Source organism: Mycobacterium heckeshornense (assembly GCF_016592155.1).
In the GTDB taxonomy this organism is placed as follows: domain Bacteria; phylum Actinomycetota; class Actinomycetes; order Mycobacteriales; family Mycobacteriaceae; genus Mycobacterium; species Mycobacterium heckeshornense.
Genome location: NZ_AP024237.1, coordinates 2,399,686 through 2,416,815 on the forward strand (window position 1 = coordinate 2,399,686; position 17,130 = coordinate 2,416,815).

A 17,130-nucleotide genomic window follows, 5' to 3' on the forward strand; every position below is an offset into this window, starting at 1 on the left:
TTGTTTCCTCCGTTGGCAAAACCCGGACGTCGTGGGGACGGTCGCGGCATGTGAGAACATTAATTCTCAAGTTCGCGAACAACGGGCGAAGGAGGCCGGCCATGAGCAACGCCGAGTTTCGCCGCATCGTGACCGCCGCCGAATTCAGCCTCCCGGAAGCCGGGCGGATGGGGCCCTCGCGGCGGGTCGATGATGCCGACAGCTGGCTCATTTGCCGCAGGCATCGGCGCGTATCCGCCCGTGTTGTGTGGCAGCAGCATGACGTGGACGACACGCCCGTCCTGCGCGACGTGCCCGCCGCCGCGCGAACCAGCAAACAGGTGGCCGAGACCCGCGGGCCGGCATCGGAATGCGGCCAGTGTCGACGCAGGATCGGTTTGATCATTGCGGCCCATCCGGCAGCCACTTCGCCGGTGAGAAGTTACGCCAGGGAAAGCAGAGCATGACTGATCGGCATACCAACCTCAAGGGAACCCGAATGCTCGTCATCGGGGCCTCCTCCGGCATCGGGCACGCGCTGGCCCGAGCCGCCCACGATCGGGGCGCCGCCGTTGCGCTTGCGGCACGGCGGACCGAGCTTTTGGCCGAACTCGCCGATCAGATCGACGGGTCTGCGCACGAACTTGACGTGTCCGACCCGGCTGCGATCGAGCGGGTGATCGCCGAAGTCGTTGCCCGTTTGGGGCAACTCGACGCGGTGGTGTTCACCAGCGCCGCCGTGCCGTTCGCCCGGGTCGAGGACACCGACGTGACGACGTGGCTGCACGCATACGCGGTCAATGCCATCGGCGCATCCCATGTCCTACGCGTCGCACTGCCTCACCTGGCCGACAACGCGGTCGTTCTCGTCGCGTCCAGCCACGACGTCGGACGGCCGCGCGCCGGCGTGGCGGCCTATCACGCGAGCAAGGCAGCCCTGAACGAGATCTTGCGATCGTGGCGGGCCGAGCATCCCGAGCTGGCCGTCATCCGTGTCAGTGTGGGTCCCACCGAGGGCACCGAGATTCTGCGCGGCGCCGACCGCGATCTGCTGGCCGAGCTGTACCGCGCCTGGGTGCAGGAGGGCCAGATCCCGGCCAGGATGTCCGCTGTCGACGACGTCGCAAACGCGATGCTGTCGCTAATCGCCTCCTCGCGCGCGAACCCGACCGTGGTCAGCGACATCGTCCACCTGGCGCCTCGAATCATGAAGAGCCCGTCGAAGCATTAGCCGTCTTCGGGAACCTGCGCCGCCGCGGTGTCGGCCCAGTCTGCCCGATGACGGCCCATGGTCATCGCGCCGTTCCAGCCGCCATCGGTCCACAGCACCTCGCCCCCGACGTAGCTCAGCCGCGGGCTGCCCAGGCACACCAGGGGCCAGGCCTGCTCCTCCGGTGTCGAGTACCGCCCGATCGGGCCCACCGATTGGTCGACCACCTCCTTGCCGGCGAAATCCTGGAACGCGGGCATCATCGCAGTCTCGGTCGGGCCCGGGTTGATGCAGTTGATCCGGATCCCTTTCTGGGCCAGCTCGGGATACCACCAGCCAACCCAGGCATCGATCACGTACTTCGAATAGGCGTAGCCGCTCCACGACCAGGTCTGCTCGTTGGCCTGCAGCCAGGCGACGGCTGCGTCGAATCCCGAAGTCTCCAGGAGTTCGGTGATCGGCTTGATGTGGTTCTGCCAGCCCAACGCCGCCGCCGACGAGATGACGCTAATCGCCGAACCCGCTGGCATCTTGGGCACCAGCTGTTCGGCGAGATGACGGGCGCCCACGAAGTTCACCACAATGGTGTCCAACTCGCTGAACGGCGGCCCCGGCAGTCCCGCACAGCTAAAGAGTCCGTGGACCGGACCGTCGATCGCGGCAGCGACCGCCTCGATCTTCGCGCGGTCTCGCAGATCGATTTGCAGCGCACGGGCGACCGGCACGGTCGTCGGGTTGATGTCGAGCGCCGTAACCGTGGCCCCGAGGTCGACCAGAATCTGCGCCACCGCCTGGCCCATGCCGGACGCCGCGCCCGTCACAACGACGGATCTGCCTTCATACCCCAGCACATCGTCCATGCGGCCATCCTCTCGCGACCCGGGCCCTGCATACTGAGAACTCAATTTTTCAGATTACGAGAGCTTAGGTTATCCCCCCGATACATTGAAACTCCCACCAAGTTCGTGAGGGAGTCGAGCTTTGGCGACAAGCACCCGCCCATTGCGCGTGATCCAGTGGGCCACCGGCGCCGTCGGCACCCAATGCGCGGCGCGTCTAATGCTAGGAGTGCGGCGCCCCGCAAGTGGTCCAGTGCGCGACAAACGGCGCGATCGTCGACAGGTCGTAGAGGCCCGGTGCCGCGCCGATCACCGCCGGGATCGCGTTGATAGCGTGCATCGCCGTTGCCAGACAACCTTGTTCGGCGTGATCTGCGCCGTGCGAACCGATCACGAGGTGAAGTTGCATGCTCGGCTCACCGTCGAAGGTGGCCTCGTATCCGATCTTTTTCGGCCAGTCCGGCGCGAGATCGTCGGCCATACGCGTGAGATGTTCCACCGACAGCGTGGTGTCGCCGCAGTCGACCTCCACGCCGAACCGCATCGCGCCGACGGTGCCCGCGGGTATCTCGCCGGCGGCGACCGTTAGCGCGCGGGGCGTCGTCACGACGTGACGGAAGCCCCGCACGGACCGGATCGTCAGACCCAGTGACTGCGCGAGCACGGTCGCGCTGCCGATCCAGGCGCTCGCCGCATACTCGGGGTTCGCCAGCAGCGGCGTGGTGTCGTCGGGTGTGTGACCGAAACCCATGGCATTGAAGATCAAGTCGTGGCTGGCGTAGCTCGAGTAGTTGAGCACTTCGCGGACGCTGACCCGGCCCAGCCGGCCGGTCAGCCGCGACAGGATCGGCGTCAGCGACTCGCCAAAGAAGCCGGGGTACAGGCCCAGCCCCAGAAAGGACGATCCGCCTGCGCGGCAGGCGTTGTCGATTCCGTCGGCCAATGACGCATGCAGCGAGCGTGGGTGGATGAACCGACTGCCGGTGGCGATGACGTTCTTGCCCGACGCGAGCAGATCACACACGTCGGCGAAGCAGCCCGCGATGTCGGTCTCGACTTTGCCCATGTACAGTACGATGTCTGCTTCTGTGCCGATGATCTCGTCGCGGTCAGCCGTCGCGCAGATACCCACTTCTCCTGTGCCGCAGAGGGTTCCCGCGTCGATGCCCGCCTTCGCGCGGTCGTAGACGCGCACGCCGACGAGCTCCAGGTCTGGTCTGCTCAGCACGTGACGAAGCGACATCATGCCCGTGACGCCGGTCGCCCACTGGATCACCCGGGTCATGCTCAGTCCCAGACCACGTCGAGCCGGGGCGGCGAGCGGAACAGTGTGCCGGAGATGTGCGGCGGCGGCGCATCGGGATCGAGCCGCAGGCCCGGCAGTTCATCGAAGAGCGCGTTGAAGATCTTCGTGCTCTCCAACCGGGCCAAGTGCATGCCCAGGCACACATGGGCGCCGTGGCCGAATCCAATGTGCGGCTTGCGCTCCCGGAAGATGTCGAACCGTTCGGGATCGTCCCATCGGGTCTCGTCGTGATTGGCACTGCCAAGATTGACCATCATCGTGGCCCCTTTGGGCAGCGCGACGCCGGCCAACTCGGTGTCGCAGGTGACCTCGCGCATGAAGTTCAGCAGCGGGGTCTCCCACCTGATGCCCTCCTCGATCGCCTGCGGCAGCAGACTGCGGTCCTCCCGTACCGCGTCGAGCTGATCCAGATGCGTGAGCAGTGCCATCGCCAGGCTCGCCGTCGAGCGCGAGGTGGTCTCAGCGCCTGCGGGCAGCAGGTTGCGCATGAAACCGTAGATCTGCTCGTCGGACATCCGGACTCCGTCGATCTCCGCCTGCGACAGGATCGTCACCATATCGTCCTTTGGCGCCTTGCGCCGGTCCGCAAGCACGCCGACGAAGTACTCCTTCAACTCGGCCGAGGCCTGCATCGCCCGTTCCATGTCGCCCCGGAAGCCCAGCAGATCGATTGCCAGCCGGTGGAACTCGCCAATCTCGGATTCCGGCAGGCCGAGCAGCGCCGCGATCACCCGCACGGGGATCGGCATGAACACCGCGTCAACGAGGTCGGCGCGCTTGGCCTCGCGGATCCGCGCGATCGTGCGCGCGACCAACGGCCCGACCAGCTCGGCGTCCCAGCGCTTCATCGACGAGCGGGCGAAGGCAAACTCGTGCAGCCGCCGGTACACCGCGTGCTCCGGCTCCTGCATCTCCAAAATCGTCGGGCCCTGCAGCGGCCGCACCACGTCCTCGTAGCAGCGGGTGCTGAAGGTGACGTTGTCGGTGAACACCGCCTTGACGGCGTCGAACGAGTAGGCCGTGTAGGTCTTTCGGCCGTCGCCGGCAACCTCGGGCACGCCCATTTCCGGCCACCCGGGATGCACCGCCGCCTGCGCACGCAGCTCGCGCAGCAGCGGATACGGCGACGCGTCGCCCCGCGCGCCCATGCCCTCGTTGAACTTCTCCTGGGCTTCGCGGATGCGCTGGTCAACGTCGCCCACGGCCGTGGATCCGGTGCTTTTTGGCATGAGACGCCTCCACTGGTCGCTCGAAAATTCTCGGCGATCGCTAACCTACATGATGTAGGTTGAAGCGGATCCCGGAAAGGGCAACCGCGGAACCGCCGCAGGAGCATTCGATTGGCCATTCGCGTCGCGCAGTGGGCGACGGGCGCTGTGGGGCGCGCCGCGCTGCAGGAACTGATTGAGAACCCGAATTTTCAACTGGTCGGCGTACTGGTGTACGACCCGGCTAAGGCGGGCCAGGATGCCGGGGCGCTGTGCGGCCTGCCGCCGACCACCGGCGTGCGGGCCACCACGGACAAAGACGAGATCCTCGCGCTGCGCCCGGACGTCGTCGTGCACGCCGCCAGCAAGGCCGATGCCGTCGAAACCAATGCCGAGGACATCTGCCGACTGCTCGCGGCGGGCATCAACGTCATCACCACGACGTCATACAACCACCTGCCGACATACGGCACCGACACCCACACCGCGTTCATCGAGGCGTGCCGGACCGGCGGGTCGCGCTTCCACGCCGCCGGGGAGAACCCCGGGTTCATGCTCGAGCGGCTCGTCGCGACGCTGACCGGGCTGAGCAAGACGATCGACCGGATCGACCTGTACGAGGCCACCGACGTGTCGGCGGTCGACAGCAGGCCGATGCTGGTGGACCTCATGGGCATGGGCCGGCCGCCCGAGCAGGTGAGCGTCGACTCGCCGATCTTCAAAAAACTCGACATGGCGTACCGGCAGGCGCTCAACGCCACCGCGGACGTCCTGGGTATCACGCTGTCCGGCGTGGACGTGTCGGTGGACGCCACCACCCTGCCCTACGACCTCGAAGTGCTCGCCGGCACGATCGAGGCGGGAACCGTTGTGGGGCAGCGGTTCTCCTGGGTGGGCCACTGGTCGGACCGGCCCCTGCTCGCAATCCACGAGGAGTGGGTGCTGACCCGCGATCTTCCGCAGTGGGGACTCAAACCGCCGGCGCCCGGCGAGAAGACGCCGTTAATTCGCGCGGTGATCAAAGGCATGCCGAGTTTCGAGTTGCAACTCGACGTCGGCTGGGACGGCCAACCGCCGACGGGCAAGCACGCCCAGCCCGGTCATCTGATGATCGCGATGAGCGCTGTGCGGGCAATACCCGCGGTGCTGGCGGCGCCGCCGGGCATCGTCACCGCCCCGGTGTTCGGGGCGATCCAGCTAGCCGACGCCGACCGCCGCTGAGATGTGATGGCTTGGCGCCGCGTGAAATACGTGCCCGGAGCCATCCGGCAGCACGCGACGGGCCACCAGGTAGTCCGAGCCCATCCAGCCCTGTCGGATGTAGCGGCCGAAGCGCAGACACGTTCCGGGTGCCCCGCTGGCCGACGGCACCAGCTTGACCTGTTCGATGCCGTGCTTGACGCCTTCTCCGGTCAGCGGGCGGGCCGCCGCCAGCCCTCGCGCGATTACTGTCGCCACGTCATGGGTGAGCCCCGGCATCGAGTGCGCGGGTCTTCGCCCGTAGCGGGCCTCGAATCGGTCCAGGAAAGCCTGACCGACCCGGTTCCGCTCGTCGTAGCTGTCCAGACCGATCCAGCCGCGCAACTGGCGCATCCATTCGGCGTTGATGTGCGCCATCTCGAAGGCGGTTGTGGTGTATCGCGGTGGATCCCAGCAAGCGGCCAGCAGCGCGTCGGTGAAGCCCCATAGCCCGTGACCGAACCCGACGTGCACCAGCGCGTCGGGTTCGGCGGCGCGCAGTTCGGCGACCGCCGCGGCCTTGTCGGCTTCCACCTGCGGAATGGCCACGGTGATGACAACTCGTAATCCGGCTGCGGCATAGGCCTTTTCGGCGAACGCCAGGTACTCCTTGCCGATCAGCGAGGCCTCGTGGGCGATGGCAATCCGAGACCGACCGTCCCCGATCATCACCGCAGCCAACATCACCGGCTCCTCGGCCATCGAGCCGTTGTTGAGTGCGAACGTCCACTCGCCCAGCGCGCCCTCGGAGCCCGACAGGATGATGTTGGGCACTTTGCCGACCCGGTCGGCATGCGCCGCCAGCGGCACCGCGTTGTCGGAAACGTACGGGCCGTAGATCACCAGACAGCCCTCGGCGACCAGCTCGTCGTAGGCGTTCTCGACCGCCTGGTAGGTGCCGTTCGGCAGGCCGATCACGTGGCGCTCCACCACCTCTATCGGTCGGTCGACCAGCCCGGCGGCCACCGCTTCGTCGAAGACCAGCCGCAGGGTGTCGCGCGTATCGTCGTCGGTGCGCGCCTGCGTCGAATAGTCGTTGAGCAGACCCACTTTCATCGGTGCCACCGAGCCGTATGCGCGGAGCTTGTCGTCAGCCATGACCGCAACATACAGGATGCATGTTGTTACGATGCGGACATGGCCAAGCGTGGCGGCAGCGACATTGAGCGGCGGGCCCGTGGCGAACGGACCCGGCGGAATTTGGTCGACGCCGGGCGCTCGCTGTTCGTCGCGAAGGGCTATTTCAACACCAGCATCGGCGAGCTGGTGACAGCCTCCGGCGTCGGCACCCGCGGCGCCTTCTATCACCACTTCAAGGACAAGTCCGAGCTGTTCCGAGCGGTGTTCGAGGAAGTCGAGCGCGACTTGACGTTGCGCTCCTTGGCCTCTCCCCCGCCGGGCGCCGATGCCTGGGCGCGACTGTCGGCGGGCCTGCACGGCTTCCTTGAGTCGGCGCTCGAACCCGAGGTGCAGCGCGTCATGCTGCTCGACGGACCGGTGGTGTTGGGCTGGCAGACGCTGCGCGAAATCGAGGAGGGCAACAGCATCGAGCTGATCAACCAGATGGTCCGGGAAGCCATCGCGGAGGGCGTCATCGACGACCAGCCGGTGGGTGAACTGACCCATATGGTCGTCGCCGCGCTCGAGGAGGGCGCGCTGCTCGTCGCGCACGCTTCCGACCCGGCTCGCGCCCGGCAGCGCGCGGCCCAGGTTCTCGACCGATTGTTGCTCAGTTTCGCCGCCGCGCCGCGAAAAGCGCTTCGGTAAGCCGGGGCGATCCCATGCAGAATTGTCATTTACAAATGCTGCATATGAGTACTCTCACAGTCTGCTAATCTCACGTCGAGCAAGGGAGAGCCATGTCTGACGAGCCCGCCACGCGAATCGCCGTCGTCGGAGCGTCGGCCGGACTCGGGCGTTGCATCGGCATCGGGCTGGCCAGGCGCGGTGCCCGGGTGGCATTTCTTGCGCGACGCCAGGACCGCCTGGTCAAGGCGGCCGAGGAAGCGCAGAACGGCGCGGTGGCCGTCACCTGCGACGTCACCGACGCGATCACCTGCCGACGCGCGATCGGTCGAGTGGTCGATGAGTTCGGCGGCCTGGACGCTTTGGTCTACACCACCGGGATGGGGGTGCTCGCGCCGCTCGCCGACGTCACCAGTGAGCAGTGGGCCCAGCTGTTTGCGACCAACGTCACCGGCGCGTCGCTGGTCACCGCGGCGGCCGCACCGCACCTGGCGGCTACGGGAGGCTCCGCGGTGTACCTGTCCTCGCTGAGCGCGTCGTACACCACGCCGTGGCCGCTGCTCGGTGCTTACGCGGTCAGCAAGGCGGCGCTGGACAAGCTCACCGAGGCCTGGCGCATCGAGCATCCGAACATCGCGTTCACCAGGCTCGCGGTGGGCGACAGTTTCGGGGGTCCGGGCGACTCGCAGACCGAGTTCAACAAGAGTTGGGATCCGGAGACGCTGGACAACGCGATCAGGTACTGGATGGACCACGGTTACATGCAGGGCGGGCTGGTCGACGCTGATCATCTCGTCGGCGTCGTGCACTCGATACTCACCTGCGGCAGCAGCAGTTTCATTCCCTACCTCACGCTCGCGCCGCGGCCCACCGATGCGGTCAAGGAACTCCGCCAGTGGTGACCGACCAGGTGAGCGCCACGCGAGTTCGCCCGAACCGTGTGCCCGAGAAGGAGATTCTCAATGAAGTTGTCAAGCCGCCGCGGCGGTAGGTGCGGGCTGGTATGCCGTGCCGTCGCGGAGCATGGCCCATACCACGTTGAGGCGGCGGCGCGCCAAAGCGAGGACGGCTTGGGTGTGGGTTTTGCCTTCGGATCTTTTGCGGTCGTAGTTGGTGCGCGAGGCGGCGTCGGTGCGGATGGCGATTTGGGCGGACAGGTAGCAGGCGCGCAGCAGGCGGCGGTGGTAGCGGCGGGGGCGTTTGAGGTTGCCGCTGATGCGCCCGGAGTCGCGGGGTACCGGGGCCAGTCCGGACACGCCGGCGAGGCGGTCGACGGAGTCGAAGCCGCATATGTCGCCGCCGGTGGCGGCGAGGAACTCGGCGCCGAGCACGACACCGAAGCCGGGCATGCTCAAGATGATTTCAGCGTGGCGGTGGCGGCGAAATCGCTCCTCGATCATCGTCTCGGTGTCGTCGATTTCGATGTCGAGGGCCATCACCTCCTTAGCCAGGCGAGCCACCACGGTGGCAGCCAGGTGTTGTCCGGGCACGATGGTGTGCTGGGCGTTAGCGGCCGCAAGGGCTTTGGACGCGACAGCATCGGCATTGCGGGCCTTACGTTTTCGCAACCAGGCGGCCAGCTCAGCAGCACCGGCGCGGCGCAGCCCGTCAGGCGTTTGATAGCCGGTAAGCAAAATCAACGCGGCCTTGCTGGTGCTGTAGTCAAAGGCGCGTTCCAGGGCGGGGAAGTATTCCAGCAGCTGGGCCCGCAGCCGGTTGATCGCCCGGGTGCGATCGGCCACCAAATCAGCGCGCCGGCTGGTGAGGATGCGCAGTTCCACCGCGATCTCGTCGCCGGGTCGCAACGGCTGCAGGTCGCGGCGCATCCGGGCCTGATCGGCAATGATCGCGGCGTCTTTGGCGTCGGTCTTGCCATCGCCGCGGTAGCCGCCCGAGGCGTGATAGACGGTGCGCCCGGGGATATACAGCAGCCGCTGCCCGGCCCCGACCAGCAGAGCAATCAACACCGCAGCGCCACCACCGTTGAGATCGATCGCCCAGGTGATCTCAGCGCCATCAACCACAGTGCTGACCGTGCTGATCAACTCCAGCAGCGCAGTTTCGTCGTTAGCGACCCGCTGCGCCAGCAGCCGCTGCCCTTCGGCGTCGATGACCACACAGTAGTGATCAGATTTACCGGCGTCGACACCAGCCCACAACTGCTGCCCCACAACCACCTCCGTAATCGCCGTAACAATCGACCCAGCAGACGACCACGCCGACGTGTCCTTACACAGCGATCGAATCGCATCTCTCAATTAGCGGTCGAGTCGTCGCGGGACGTCGGGCGGCCAATCTCCTTCGGCCATCACCGACGGCAAACCCATGAAAGCCATACCCGACGCCCCTGGGCAATTCGAAGCCTACGGCCAACGGCAACGACCACCCTGCAAGAAAGGTAAGGACCCGATGAAATCCAAGGCAGCCGTGTTGCGTGGCGTCGGCGTGGACTGGGAGGTCACCGAGATCGAGCTGGATCCGCCACACGCCGGTGAGGTGCTGGTGAAGATGGCCTACGCCGGCATCTGCCACTCCGACGAGCACTTCTACACGGGCGACAGCGTGCCGAGCCCGGAGATGGAGGAGGCGATGCGGGCATCCGGCATTCCGGTGCCCGAGTGGTTTCCCATGCTCGGCGGGCACGAGGGTTCCGGCATCGTCGAAGAAGTCGGCCCGCAGGTGCGCTCCCTCGCGCCCGGTGACCATGTGGCCATCTCGTTCTTTCCCGCCTGCGGGACGTGCCGCTGGTGCGCCACCGGATACACCTATCTCTGCGACGTCGGCGCGAACATCTACGACAAGGCGATGACCACCGACGGGACCAGGCGCCGCCACCTCGGCGACGAGGACCTCATGGCGATGATGCAGGTGGGCACGTTCTCCGAATACGTCGTGGCCTCCGAGAGGTCGTTGGTCAAGGTGAACGACTGGATACCGCTGGAGGCGGCATCGCTCGTGTCATGCGGGGTGACAACGGGATTCGGTTCGGGGTCGGTGGCCGCGGGCACCCAGCCGGGCGACACCGTGGTGGTGGTGGGTGTCGGCGGCATCGGGATGAACGCCGTGCAGGGGGCCAGGATCGCGGGCGCCAAGCACATCGTCGCGGTCGATCCGAACGAGTTCAAGCGGCAGACCGCGCCGGGCTTCGGCGCCACCCACACCGTCGCCGACGCGGGTGCTGCGCTGGAACTCGTCAAGGAGATCACCTGGGGGGTGATGGCGGACCGGGTGATCCTGGCCCCCGGCGTCGTACCGCCCGACCTGATCCTGACCGCGATGATGTTGCTGCGCAAGGGCGGCACGTGCGTGCTGACCGGCATGGCGAAGATCAGCGACATGATGGTGCCGCTGATCCTGCCCGACATGGTGTCGTCGTGTAAGACGCTGAAGGGCGTGCTCTACGGGGAGATGAATCCCCGCGAGGCCATGCCCAGGCTGCTGTCGATGTATGAGGCAGGCACACTGAAACTCGACGAGCTGATCACCCAGAAGTACAAGCTCGATGACATCAACGAGGCGATGCGAGATCTGCGCGCCGGGAGGAACATCCGGGGCGTAATCGCATTCGGGTGACGGCGAGGTCACTGGCGTCGAGCACGGCCATCCTCGCCGGCTGATTGAGATCCCCAGATCACCGGCGCGCCACCGGTCTCGGACTTCGCGCCGGAGACCAACACTTTCTCAGCAGCCCTTGATCTCGTTCGGCGACCCCGAGATAGACCTGAGAACGGCGGTATGTGCTGGCCCTCGACGAACGACCGAACCTGGCCGTCGCCCCGGCCCTGCCCGAGTCGCGTCAACGAACACGCCTCGGGCATGCGCCGAAAGAATCGTGGCCTGGTGATCGTCGACACCGATCCCGACTCGACGCGGCCGCGTCGCGATCGCCGCCGGTGCGCCACGCTAGGTCGAAACCGAGGCTCCGGGGGCGGGCGCGCCGGCCGGGGCGCCCGCCGGTGCCTGATTGGGCTGTGCGGGCGCATTGGGCGGTGGGGCCGCCGGCGCCGCTGGCGGCGCAGGTGGCGGAGCTGCGGGAGCCGGCGGAGGCGTCCACGGGCGAATCGACTCGGCCAGGGCCTTGGCGGCCGTCTTGTCTACGGGATTGTTCGCGGTGCCGAGCCACACCACGAACCACCGCTGATTCTGCGCGTTTTGCTGCGCGCCTTGCCGGGTGCTGGTTGCGGACGGACCGACCACCCCCGTCCAGATTTGGCCGTTCGGCTTGCTGGTATCCGAGAACTTCACCTCGTAGTAGGACGCGCTGCCAGATACACCGTTGCCGCTGAGCGGGGTGCTTTCCTGGTTGATCCGGGTCCCGGGGTACGGCATGAAGAACTCCCCCATGTCCGAGCCCAGCCGGATCGCGGCCTTCGCGTTGTCGGGTTCGGCGCTGGCGTAAAGCTTTTGATCCAGTCGGCCGAGCACGATGCGGGTGTCGTTGGCGACCGGCGGCGGCTGACCCGGTGAGGGCGGTTGTCCTGTCTCCTTGCTGAGTAGCGCCGACCCGTAGTCGAGGTGGGTGGCGTCCGATTCCACCCAGCCGGCCGGAATGACGTAGCTGAAGCCACCGGCGGCGTTGTTGACCCGGCCGGCCTCGGGCGCGTTGGGGTCTGCCGCCGGTGCGGCGTTGGGATCGGTTGCCGGCGGAGCCGCGACCGGATCGGCTGCCGGGGGCGCGGCATTAGGACCAGCCGGGCCCGGTGCGCTGTCCGGTGCGGTGTTGGCGCCGGCCGCCGGGGGTGCCGGGGCGTTGGTGCTCGGCGGAGCGGGCGGCGGATCGGCGTTTGCCGTGGTCGCGGGCAACGCAACCGTGATGGCGCCGGCACCGGTCAGCGCCGCGATCGCAAGCACCGCGGCGACGCCCCGGTGGCGTGTCTGGTTCGGATCCCCCTGCTTCATGGCGAAGAACCTACCGTGTTACAGCCGTGACGCAAGTGCGTCCTGCTGAGAGGCGTGATTTCGTGTTGGGTGGCGACGGGGTGAGGCGCGGCACCGACCCGCGAATCACGTCTGGCGTTTCGATGCCGGGCGCGTCGGATACAGCGTCACCTCCTGCGCCTTGACCGCAAACCACACCCGCTGACCCGGAGTCAGCCCCAGCTCCGCGGCGGCGTCGACGGTGATATCGGCCGCCAACCCCGGGGCGCCGTCGGGCTGCTCCCCGCCCCGCACCCGCAGCGATGTGCCGCGCGAATCTAGTTCTGCCACAGTCACTTCCACCGCATTGCGGGGGCTGCCATGCGGTGCTTCCCGATACACCGCCACTGTCGCGGGCGCAAACACCGCCACCGCCTCTTGCCCACGGGTCAGATTTTCGGCCGCCGCGCCATACCAGAGTGCACCGGATCGCGCATGCAGTGCTCCATCGGGCCCGATCGTGCCGTTGACCAAGTTGACTCCCGCGATGCGGGCCCCGAAACGGCTGCGGGGCGCGGTTAACACGTCAGCCACCGGGCCGGCCTCGGCCACCCTGCCGGACTCGAGCACTAGCACCCGGTCGGCCAGCGTGAACACGTCCAGCAGGTCGTGGGTTACCAGCACGGTGGCTCGCGCGTCGCGGCTGACAACCTTGCGCAGTACCGCGCGGACCGCGCCAGCCGCGCCGACGTCGAGGCCGGCGAGCGGTTCATCGAGCAACAACGCATCCGGTTCTGCCGCCAGCGCGCGTGCGATCGCGACGCGCTGCGCCTGGCCGCCGGAGAGCTGCCGCGGCCTGCGGCCGGCCAGCTCTTCGGCGTCGACTTCGCGCAGCCAGCACCGCGCAGACGCCTTGTATCCGCGACGCAGGCCGTGCCATACCCGGCGCTGGGTGCGCAGCCCGAACGCCACGTTCGCTGCCACGCTCATGTGTGGAAACAGCAATGGATCCTGCAGCAACAGCCCGACCCGACGCTGATGTGTTGCCACGTCGACTCCGGTCGCGGTGTCGGTGAGCACTCGCGTGCCCAGCCGCACGAGTCCCACGTCCGGCCGCACCAGTCCGGCGATGACGTGCAGCGCAGTCGACTTGCCGGCGCCGTTAGGACCCAGCACGGCCAGCACTTCGCCCGGCGCGACCGAGAACTCCACATCCAGGTCCCGGTCGGCCACCACCGCGCGCAGCTGCAAGCCGCTCATGTTGCGGCGCCGGCTCCGGCCAGCCGCCGGGTGCCGACCCCCAGCACCACCAGCGCGGCCACCGCGACCAGCAGGGTCGACAACGCCACCGCCGCGTCGGCGTCGGTGACCCGCTGCAGGTAGATCTCCAGCGGCAGCGTCCGGGTGACCCCTTGCCGGGAACCGGCGAAGGTCAACGTCGCGCCGAACTCGCCCAGCGAACGGGCGAAGGCGAGCACCGCCCCGGACACCAGGCCTGGCACCAGCAGCGGCAGCGTCACCCGCCACCACACCGTGCCGGGCCGGGCCCCCAGCGTCGCCGCGACGAGCTCATAGTCGCTGCCCGCGGTGCGCGCCGCACCTTCGAGGGCGATCACCAGGAAAGGCAACGAGACAAAGGTTTGCGCCAACACCACGGCGGTGGTGGTGAACGCGATATGGATACCGGCGGCCTCCAGGTAGCGCCCGACCAACCCGAGCCGGCCGAACGCGTACAGCAACGCGATACCTCCGACCACGGGTGGCAGCACCAACGGCAACAACACCAGCGGCCGCAACAGCCGCACCAGCGGTGCAGTACTGCGGGCCAGCACAAGAGCCATCGGCACCCCGAACAGCATGCACAGGGCGGTGCTGGCGGCCGCGGTCTTGATGCTCAACAGCAGTGCCGTCTTGGACGAGGGGCTGGTAATCAGTGACCAGAAGTGTGGCCAGTCCACTTTGACGGCGACCGCCACCAGCGGCACCACCACGAACGCCATCCCCGCGGCGGCGGGCAGGTACACCCAACGCGGCAGAGCGGCACCCCGGTCAAGACCCACCGTCAGGGTTTGGCAAAGCCCGCTTGGTGCAGGGCCTTTTGACCTGTCTCACCGGTCACCGTGTCGATGAACTTCCGCGCCAGCTGGGGATGCGGCGAATGCTGCAGCACCGCGATGGGGTAGATGTTTCGCGCCGCAGCTGCTTCCGGGAAGTTCACGGTTACCACCTTCGTGCCGGCGTTGATCGCGTCGGTGAGGTAAACCAGCCCGGCGTCGGCCTGGCCGCTGGTCACCTTGTTGAGCACATCGGTGACGCTGGGTTCCTCGCTGACCGGGTTGAGGTGCACCCCGGTGTTGTTCTCGATGCGCTGGGTGGCGGCGCCGCAGGGCACCGGCTGCTGGCATACGGTTACGGCCAGCCCCGGCTTGGTGAGGTCGGCAAAGGCGCGCACCTGCTTGGGATTGCCCGGGCCGGTGACGACGACCAGCGTGTTGGAGGCAAAATCGACCGGCTTGCCGGCCAGCAGTCCGGCCTTGGCGACCTTGTCCATTTGCACGGTGTCGGCGGAGGCGAAGACGTCGGCGGTCCCGCCCTGGGTCAACTGAGTCGCCAGTTCCGAGGAACCCGCGTAATCGATATCGACTGCGGCACCCGGATTTTCGGTCTTGAACTGCTCGGCGATGGTGTCGAAGACCGGTCGCAGCGATGCCGCGGCGAACACAAGAAGCGGCTTCGCCGCCGACGGCGACGACGGTGGGGTGGGCGAGGTCGGCGGTGCCGTCGAGCGGCATCCGGTCAGACCCGCGACCAGCAGCAGGGACACCAAAGCCGCTCGCACCAAAATCCGCCGCATGGGTGCACCCTAACGGCAGGTGGAGCGGCTCGAGGAAGCGCGGCCGCAAGCGTGGCGGCCAAATAGTTACGGAAATGGTGCGCGCGTCGGGCGAGCCGGAGTTCCGTCCCTAGCTACTGTCCAGTAACATCAGCTCCAGACGCCATCACTGGCCGCACACCGCCAGGTGCTGGGGTGGTGTTCAGCGTGGAACACGAGGAGGTCATGGCAGTGGAGGTGCTGGTCACCGGCGGCGACACCGAGCTGGGGCGCACGGTTGCGGAAGGGTTTCGCGACGGCGGCCACAAGGTGACGCTGGCAGGCGCACGCCGCGACGATCTCGAAGTCGCCGCTAAGGAACTGGACGCGGATGCCATCGTGTGCGACAACACCGACGCCGCAAGCCTGGCCGAGGTTCGCGCGCTCTTCCCGCATCACCTGGACACCATCGTCAACGTGCCCGCCCCGCGCTGGGATGCCGGCGACCCGCGCGCCTACTCGCTGTCCGATCTGGCCCATGCATGGCGTCATGCCTTCGACGTGACCGTGCTGTCTGCGGTGCTGACCGTGCAAACCGTGGGCGATCATCTGCGCTCCGGCGGCTCGATCATCGGGGTGGTCGCGGAAAACCCGCAGCCGGGAAGCGCCGACGCCGCGGTCAAAGCGGCATTGTCGAACTGGGTCGCCGGTCAGGCCAATGTGTTCGGCACCCGCGGAATCACCGTCAACGCGGTTGCCTCGGGGCGCGGTGCGCAGCCCGGTTACGAGGGATTAACCCGCACACCACCTCCGGTCGCGGCTGAAATCGCCCGGCTGGCAGTGTTTCTCACGACTTCTGCAGCGCGCCATATCACCGGCCAGACGCTGCATGTCAGCCACGGTGCCATGGCGCATTTCGACTAACAGGCCAGTATTCGCGGGGGTAAGTATGGCCCGCTACGGTTACCAGCGTGGCTATTCGACTCGGACTACAGATCCCCAACTTCTCCTACGGCACCGGCGTAACCGAACTCTTCCCGACTGTCATCGCGCAAGCCCGAGAAGCCGAATCAGCCGGATTCGACGCCGTCTTCGTCATGGACCATTTCTACCAACTGCCGGTGCTGGGTCCGCCTGACCAGCCGATGCTCGAGGCGTATACCACGCTGGGTGCATTGGCGACCGCGACCAAGCAAATTCAATTGGGGGCCTTGGTAACTGGCAACACGTACCGCAACCCTGCGCTACTCGCCAAAATCATCACCACGCTCGATGTGGTGAGCGCTGGCCGGGCGATCCTGGGCATCGGTACCGGCTGGTTCGAGCTTGAACATCGCCAATTGGGATTCGAGTTCGGCACTTTCACCGACCGGTTCAACCGGCTCGAGGAAGCGCTGCAGATCGTCGACCCGATGATCAAAGGCGATCGGCCGACATTTTCCGGCAAGTGGTATACGACCGAACAGGCGATGGCCGAGCCGCGTTACCGCGACCGCATCCCGATTTTGATCGGCGGCAGCGGCGAGAAGAAGACGTTCTCGATCGCCGCCCGCTACGCCGATCATCTCAACATCATCGGCGGATTCGACGAGCTGACAGGCAAGCTCGACGCTCTGGCCACGCGGTGCGACGAAGTCGGCCGAGACCGTTCGTCGCTGGAGACCAGCATGCTGCTGACCGTGCTGGTTGACGAGAACGCCACACCCGACGCCGTTCCCGACCGGATGAGTCAGCGCATGGTGGCGGGTGGTCCGGCACAAATCGCCGAGCAGGTCAAAACGAAGGCGCTCGATGCGGGACTCGACGGCGTGATCATCAACGTTCCGTTCTACCGCCCGGGCGTCGTCACCGCCGTCGGTGAGGCGCTGCGGCCGCTGGTGGCCGTGTAACACAAACGGCGGCATCCGGCGTGATGTGGCTGATCACACAGGCTT

The 17,130-nt window shown here is 67.0% G+C and carries 17 protein-coding genes; 8 read left to right on the top strand and 9 right to left on the bottom strand.

The annotated features are described in order from the left end of the window. Positions 1–101 precede the first annotated feature (101 nt). Positions 102–446: a hypothetical protein gene (locus tag MHEC_RS24200; RefSeq protein WP_048891030.1), complete on the top strand. Its 345-nt coding sequence runs from the start codon at positions 102–104 to the stop codon at positions 444–446. Then, on the top strand, positions 443–1,210 hold the full coding sequence (locus MHEC_RS11535; RefSeq protein WP_048891031.1) for an SDR family oxidoreductase: 768 nt from the start codon (positions 443–445) through the stop codon (positions 1,208–1,210). The genes MHEC_RS24200 and MHEC_RS11535 overlap by 4 nt, the downstream gene beginning before the upstream one ends. Here MHEC_RS11535 and MHEC_RS11540 read toward each other — a convergent pair. The 3 genes from MHEC_RS11540 to MHEC_RS11550 all read right to left on the bottom strand — a co-directional run bounded on the left by MHEC_RS11540 (position 1,207) and on the right by MHEC_RS11550 (position 4,563). Further along, positions 1,207–2,049, bottom strand: a complete 843-nt coding sequence (locus tag MHEC_RS11540; RefSeq protein WP_048891032.1) for an SDR family oxidoreductase — start codon at positions 2,047–2,049, stop codon at positions 1,207–1,209. The two genes, MHEC_RS11535 and MHEC_RS11540, sit on opposite strands and share 4 nt — an antisense overlap. A 202-nt stretch (positions 2,050–2,251) precedes the next feature. Further along, a complete protein-coding gene (locus MHEC_RS11545; protein ID WP_048891033.1) occupies positions 2,252–3,313 on the bottom strand; it encodes an NAD(P)H-dependent amine dehydrogenase family protein in 1,062 nt (353 codons plus the stop codon). Between the two features lie 2 nt (positions 3,314–3,315). Then, entirely contained in the window at positions 3,316–4,563 is a 1,248-nt protein-coding gene (locus tag MHEC_RS11550; protein WP_048891034.1) for a cytochrome P450, read from the bottom strand. 111 nt (positions 4,564–4,674) lie between these two features. On the opposite strand from MHEC_RS11550, the gene MHEC_RS11555 reads away from it, so the two are divergent. Beyond that, positions 4,675–5,763: an NAD(P)H-dependent amine dehydrogenase family protein gene (locus tag MHEC_RS11555; RefSeq protein ID WP_048891035.1), complete on the top strand. Its 1,089-nt coding sequence runs from the start codon at positions 4,675–4,677 to the stop codon at positions 5,761–5,763. On the opposite strand, the gene MHEC_RS11560 is transcribed toward MHEC_RS11555, so the two are convergent. After that, on the bottom strand, positions 5,740–6,879 hold the full coding sequence (locus tag MHEC_RS11560; protein ID WP_048891036.1) for an ABC transporter substrate-binding protein: 1,140 nt from the start codon (positions 6,877–6,879) through the stop codon (positions 5,740–5,742). The two genes, MHEC_RS11555 and MHEC_RS11560, sit on opposite strands and share 24 nt — an antisense overlap. Before the next feature lie 39 nt (positions 6,880–6,918). Between MHEC_RS11560 and MHEC_RS11565 the strand changes: the two genes are divergently transcribed. Further along, entirely contained in the window at positions 6,919–7,548 is a 630-nt protein-coding gene (locus MHEC_RS11565; RefSeq protein WP_048891037.1) for a TetR/AcrR family transcriptional regulator, read from the top strand. 92 nt (positions 7,549–7,640) lie between these two features. After that, positions 7,641–8,429 (top strand): SDR family oxidoreductase, encoded by a 789-nt coding sequence (locus MHEC_RS11570; RefSeq protein ID WP_048891038.1) that lies wholly within the window; start codon positions 7,641–7,643, stop codon positions 8,427–8,429. Positions 8,430–8,498: 69 nt separating this feature from the next. On the opposite strand, the gene MHEC_RS11575 is transcribed toward MHEC_RS11570, so the two are convergent. Beyond that, entirely contained in the window at positions 8,499–9,698 is a 1,200-nt protein-coding gene (locus MHEC_RS11575) for an IS110 family RNA-guided transposase (RefSeq protein ID WP_201399507.1), read from the bottom strand. Positions 9,699–9,936: 238 nt separating this feature from the next. Here MHEC_RS11575 and MHEC_RS11580 point away from each other — a divergent pair, with 238 nt between their 5' ends. Next, complete coding sequence (locus MHEC_RS11580) at positions 9,937–11,100, top strand: NDMA-dependent alcohol dehydrogenase (protein WP_048892522.1); 1,164 nt, start codon at positions 9,937–9,939, stop codon at positions 11,098–11,100. A gap of 330 nt (positions 11,101–11,430) precedes the next feature. Here the strand turns inward: MHEC_RS11580 and MHEC_RS11585 are convergent, their stop codons facing one another. The 4 genes from MHEC_RS11585 to modA form a co-directional block, all read right to left on the bottom strand. Further along, positions 11,431–12,426, bottom strand: a complete 996-nt coding sequence (locus tag MHEC_RS11585; RefSeq protein ID WP_048892478.1) for an alanine and proline-rich secreted protein Apa — start codon at positions 12,424–12,426, stop codon at positions 11,431–11,433. A 105-nt stretch (positions 12,427–12,531) separates the two neighbouring features. Continuing rightward, entirely contained in the window at positions 12,532–13,644 is a 1,113-nt protein-coding gene (locus MHEC_RS11590; protein ID WP_048892479.1) for a sulfate/molybdate ABC transporter ATP-binding protein, read from the bottom strand. Further along, positions 13,641–14,384, bottom strand: a complete 744-nt coding sequence (locus MHEC_RS11595) for an ABC transporter permease (RefSeq protein ID WP_048892523.1) — start codon at positions 14,382–14,384, stop codon at positions 13,641–13,643. The genes MHEC_RS11590 and MHEC_RS11595 overlap by 4 nt, the downstream gene beginning before the upstream one ends. A 62-nt stretch (positions 14,385–14,446) precedes the next feature. Then, on the bottom strand, positions 14,447–15,238 hold the full coding sequence (modA, locus tag MHEC_RS11600; RefSeq protein WP_048892480.1) for a molybdate ABC transporter substrate-binding protein: 792 nt from the start codon (positions 15,236–15,238) through the stop codon (positions 14,447–14,449). 204 nt (positions 15,239–15,442) lie between these two features. Here modA and MHEC_RS11605 point away from each other — a divergent pair, with 204 nt between their 5' ends. Both MHEC_RS11605 and MHEC_RS11610 read left to right on the top strand, forming a co-directional pair. Further along, positions 15,443–16,120, top strand: a complete 678-nt coding sequence (locus MHEC_RS11605; protein WP_048892524.1) for an SDR family oxidoreductase — start codon at positions 15,443–15,445, stop codon at positions 16,118–16,120. Positions 16,121–16,167: 47 nt separating this feature from the next. After that, a complete protein-coding gene (locus tag MHEC_RS11610; protein WP_048892481.1) occupies positions 16,168–17,085 on the top strand; it encodes an LLM class F420-dependent oxidoreductase in 918 nt (305 codons plus the stop codon). Positions 17,086–17,130: the final 45 nt, after the last annotated feature.

What these genes read in the sequence shown, in the direction of transcription:
- MHEC_RS24200 (WP_048891030.1), top strand. Translation starts at nt 102, where the DNA reads ATGAGCAACGCCGAGTTTCGCCGCATCGTGACCGCCGCCGAATTCAGC.
- MHEC_RS11535 (WP_048891031.1), top strand. Translation starts at nt 443, where the DNA reads ATGACTGATCGGCATACCAACCTCAAGGGAACCCGAATGCTCGTCATC.
- MHEC_RS11540 (WP_048891032.1), bottom strand. Translation starts at nt 2,049, where the DNA reads ATGGACGATGTGCTGGGGTATGAAGGCAGATCCGTCGTTGTGACGGGC.
- MHEC_RS11545 (WP_048891033.1), bottom strand. Translation starts at nt 3,313, where the DNA reads ATGACCCGGGTGATCCAGTGGGCGACCGGCGTCACGGGCATGATGTCG.
- MHEC_RS11550 (WP_048891034.1), bottom strand. Translation starts at nt 4,563, where the DNA reads ATGCCAAAAAGCACCGGATCCACGGCCGTGGGCGACGTTGACCAGCGC.
- MHEC_RS11560 (WP_048891036.1), bottom strand. Translation starts at nt 6,879, where the DNA reads ATGGCTGACGACAAGCTCCGCGCATACGGCTCGGTGGCACCGATGAAA.
- MHEC_RS11565 (WP_048891037.1), top strand. Translation starts at nt 6,919, where the DNA reads ATGGCCAAGCGTGGCGGCAGCGACATTGAGCGGCGGGCCCGTGGCGAA.
- MHEC_RS11570 (WP_048891038.1), top strand. Translation starts at nt 7,641, where the DNA reads ATGTCTGACGAGCCCGCCACGCGAATCGCCGTCGTCGGAGCGTCGGCC.
- MHEC_RS11580 (WP_048892522.1), top strand. Translation starts at nt 9,937, where the DNA reads ATGAAATCCAAGGCAGCCGTGTTGCGTGGCGTCGGCGTGGACTGGGAG.
- MHEC_RS11585 (WP_048892478.1), bottom strand. Translation starts at nt 12,426, where the DNA reads ATGAAGCAGGGGGATCCGAACCAGACACGCCACCGGGGCGTCGCCGCG.
- MHEC_RS11590 (WP_048892479.1), bottom strand. Translation starts at nt 13,644, where the DNA reads ATGAGCGGCTTGCAGCTGCGCGCGGTGGTGGCCGACCGGGACCTGGAT.
- MHEC_RS11595 (WP_048892523.1), bottom strand. Translation starts at nt 14,384, where the DNA reads ATGGCGTTCGTGGTGGTGCCGCTGGTGGCGGTCGCCGTCAAAGTGGAC.
- modA (WP_048892480.1), bottom strand. Translation starts at nt 15,238, where the DNA reads ATGCGGCGGATTTTGGTGCGAGCGGCTTTGGTGTCCCTGCTGCTGGTC.
- MHEC_RS11605 (WP_048892524.1), top strand. Translation starts at nt 15,443, where the DNA reads ATGGCAGTGGAGGTGCTGGTCACCGGCGGCGACACCGAGCTGGGGCGC.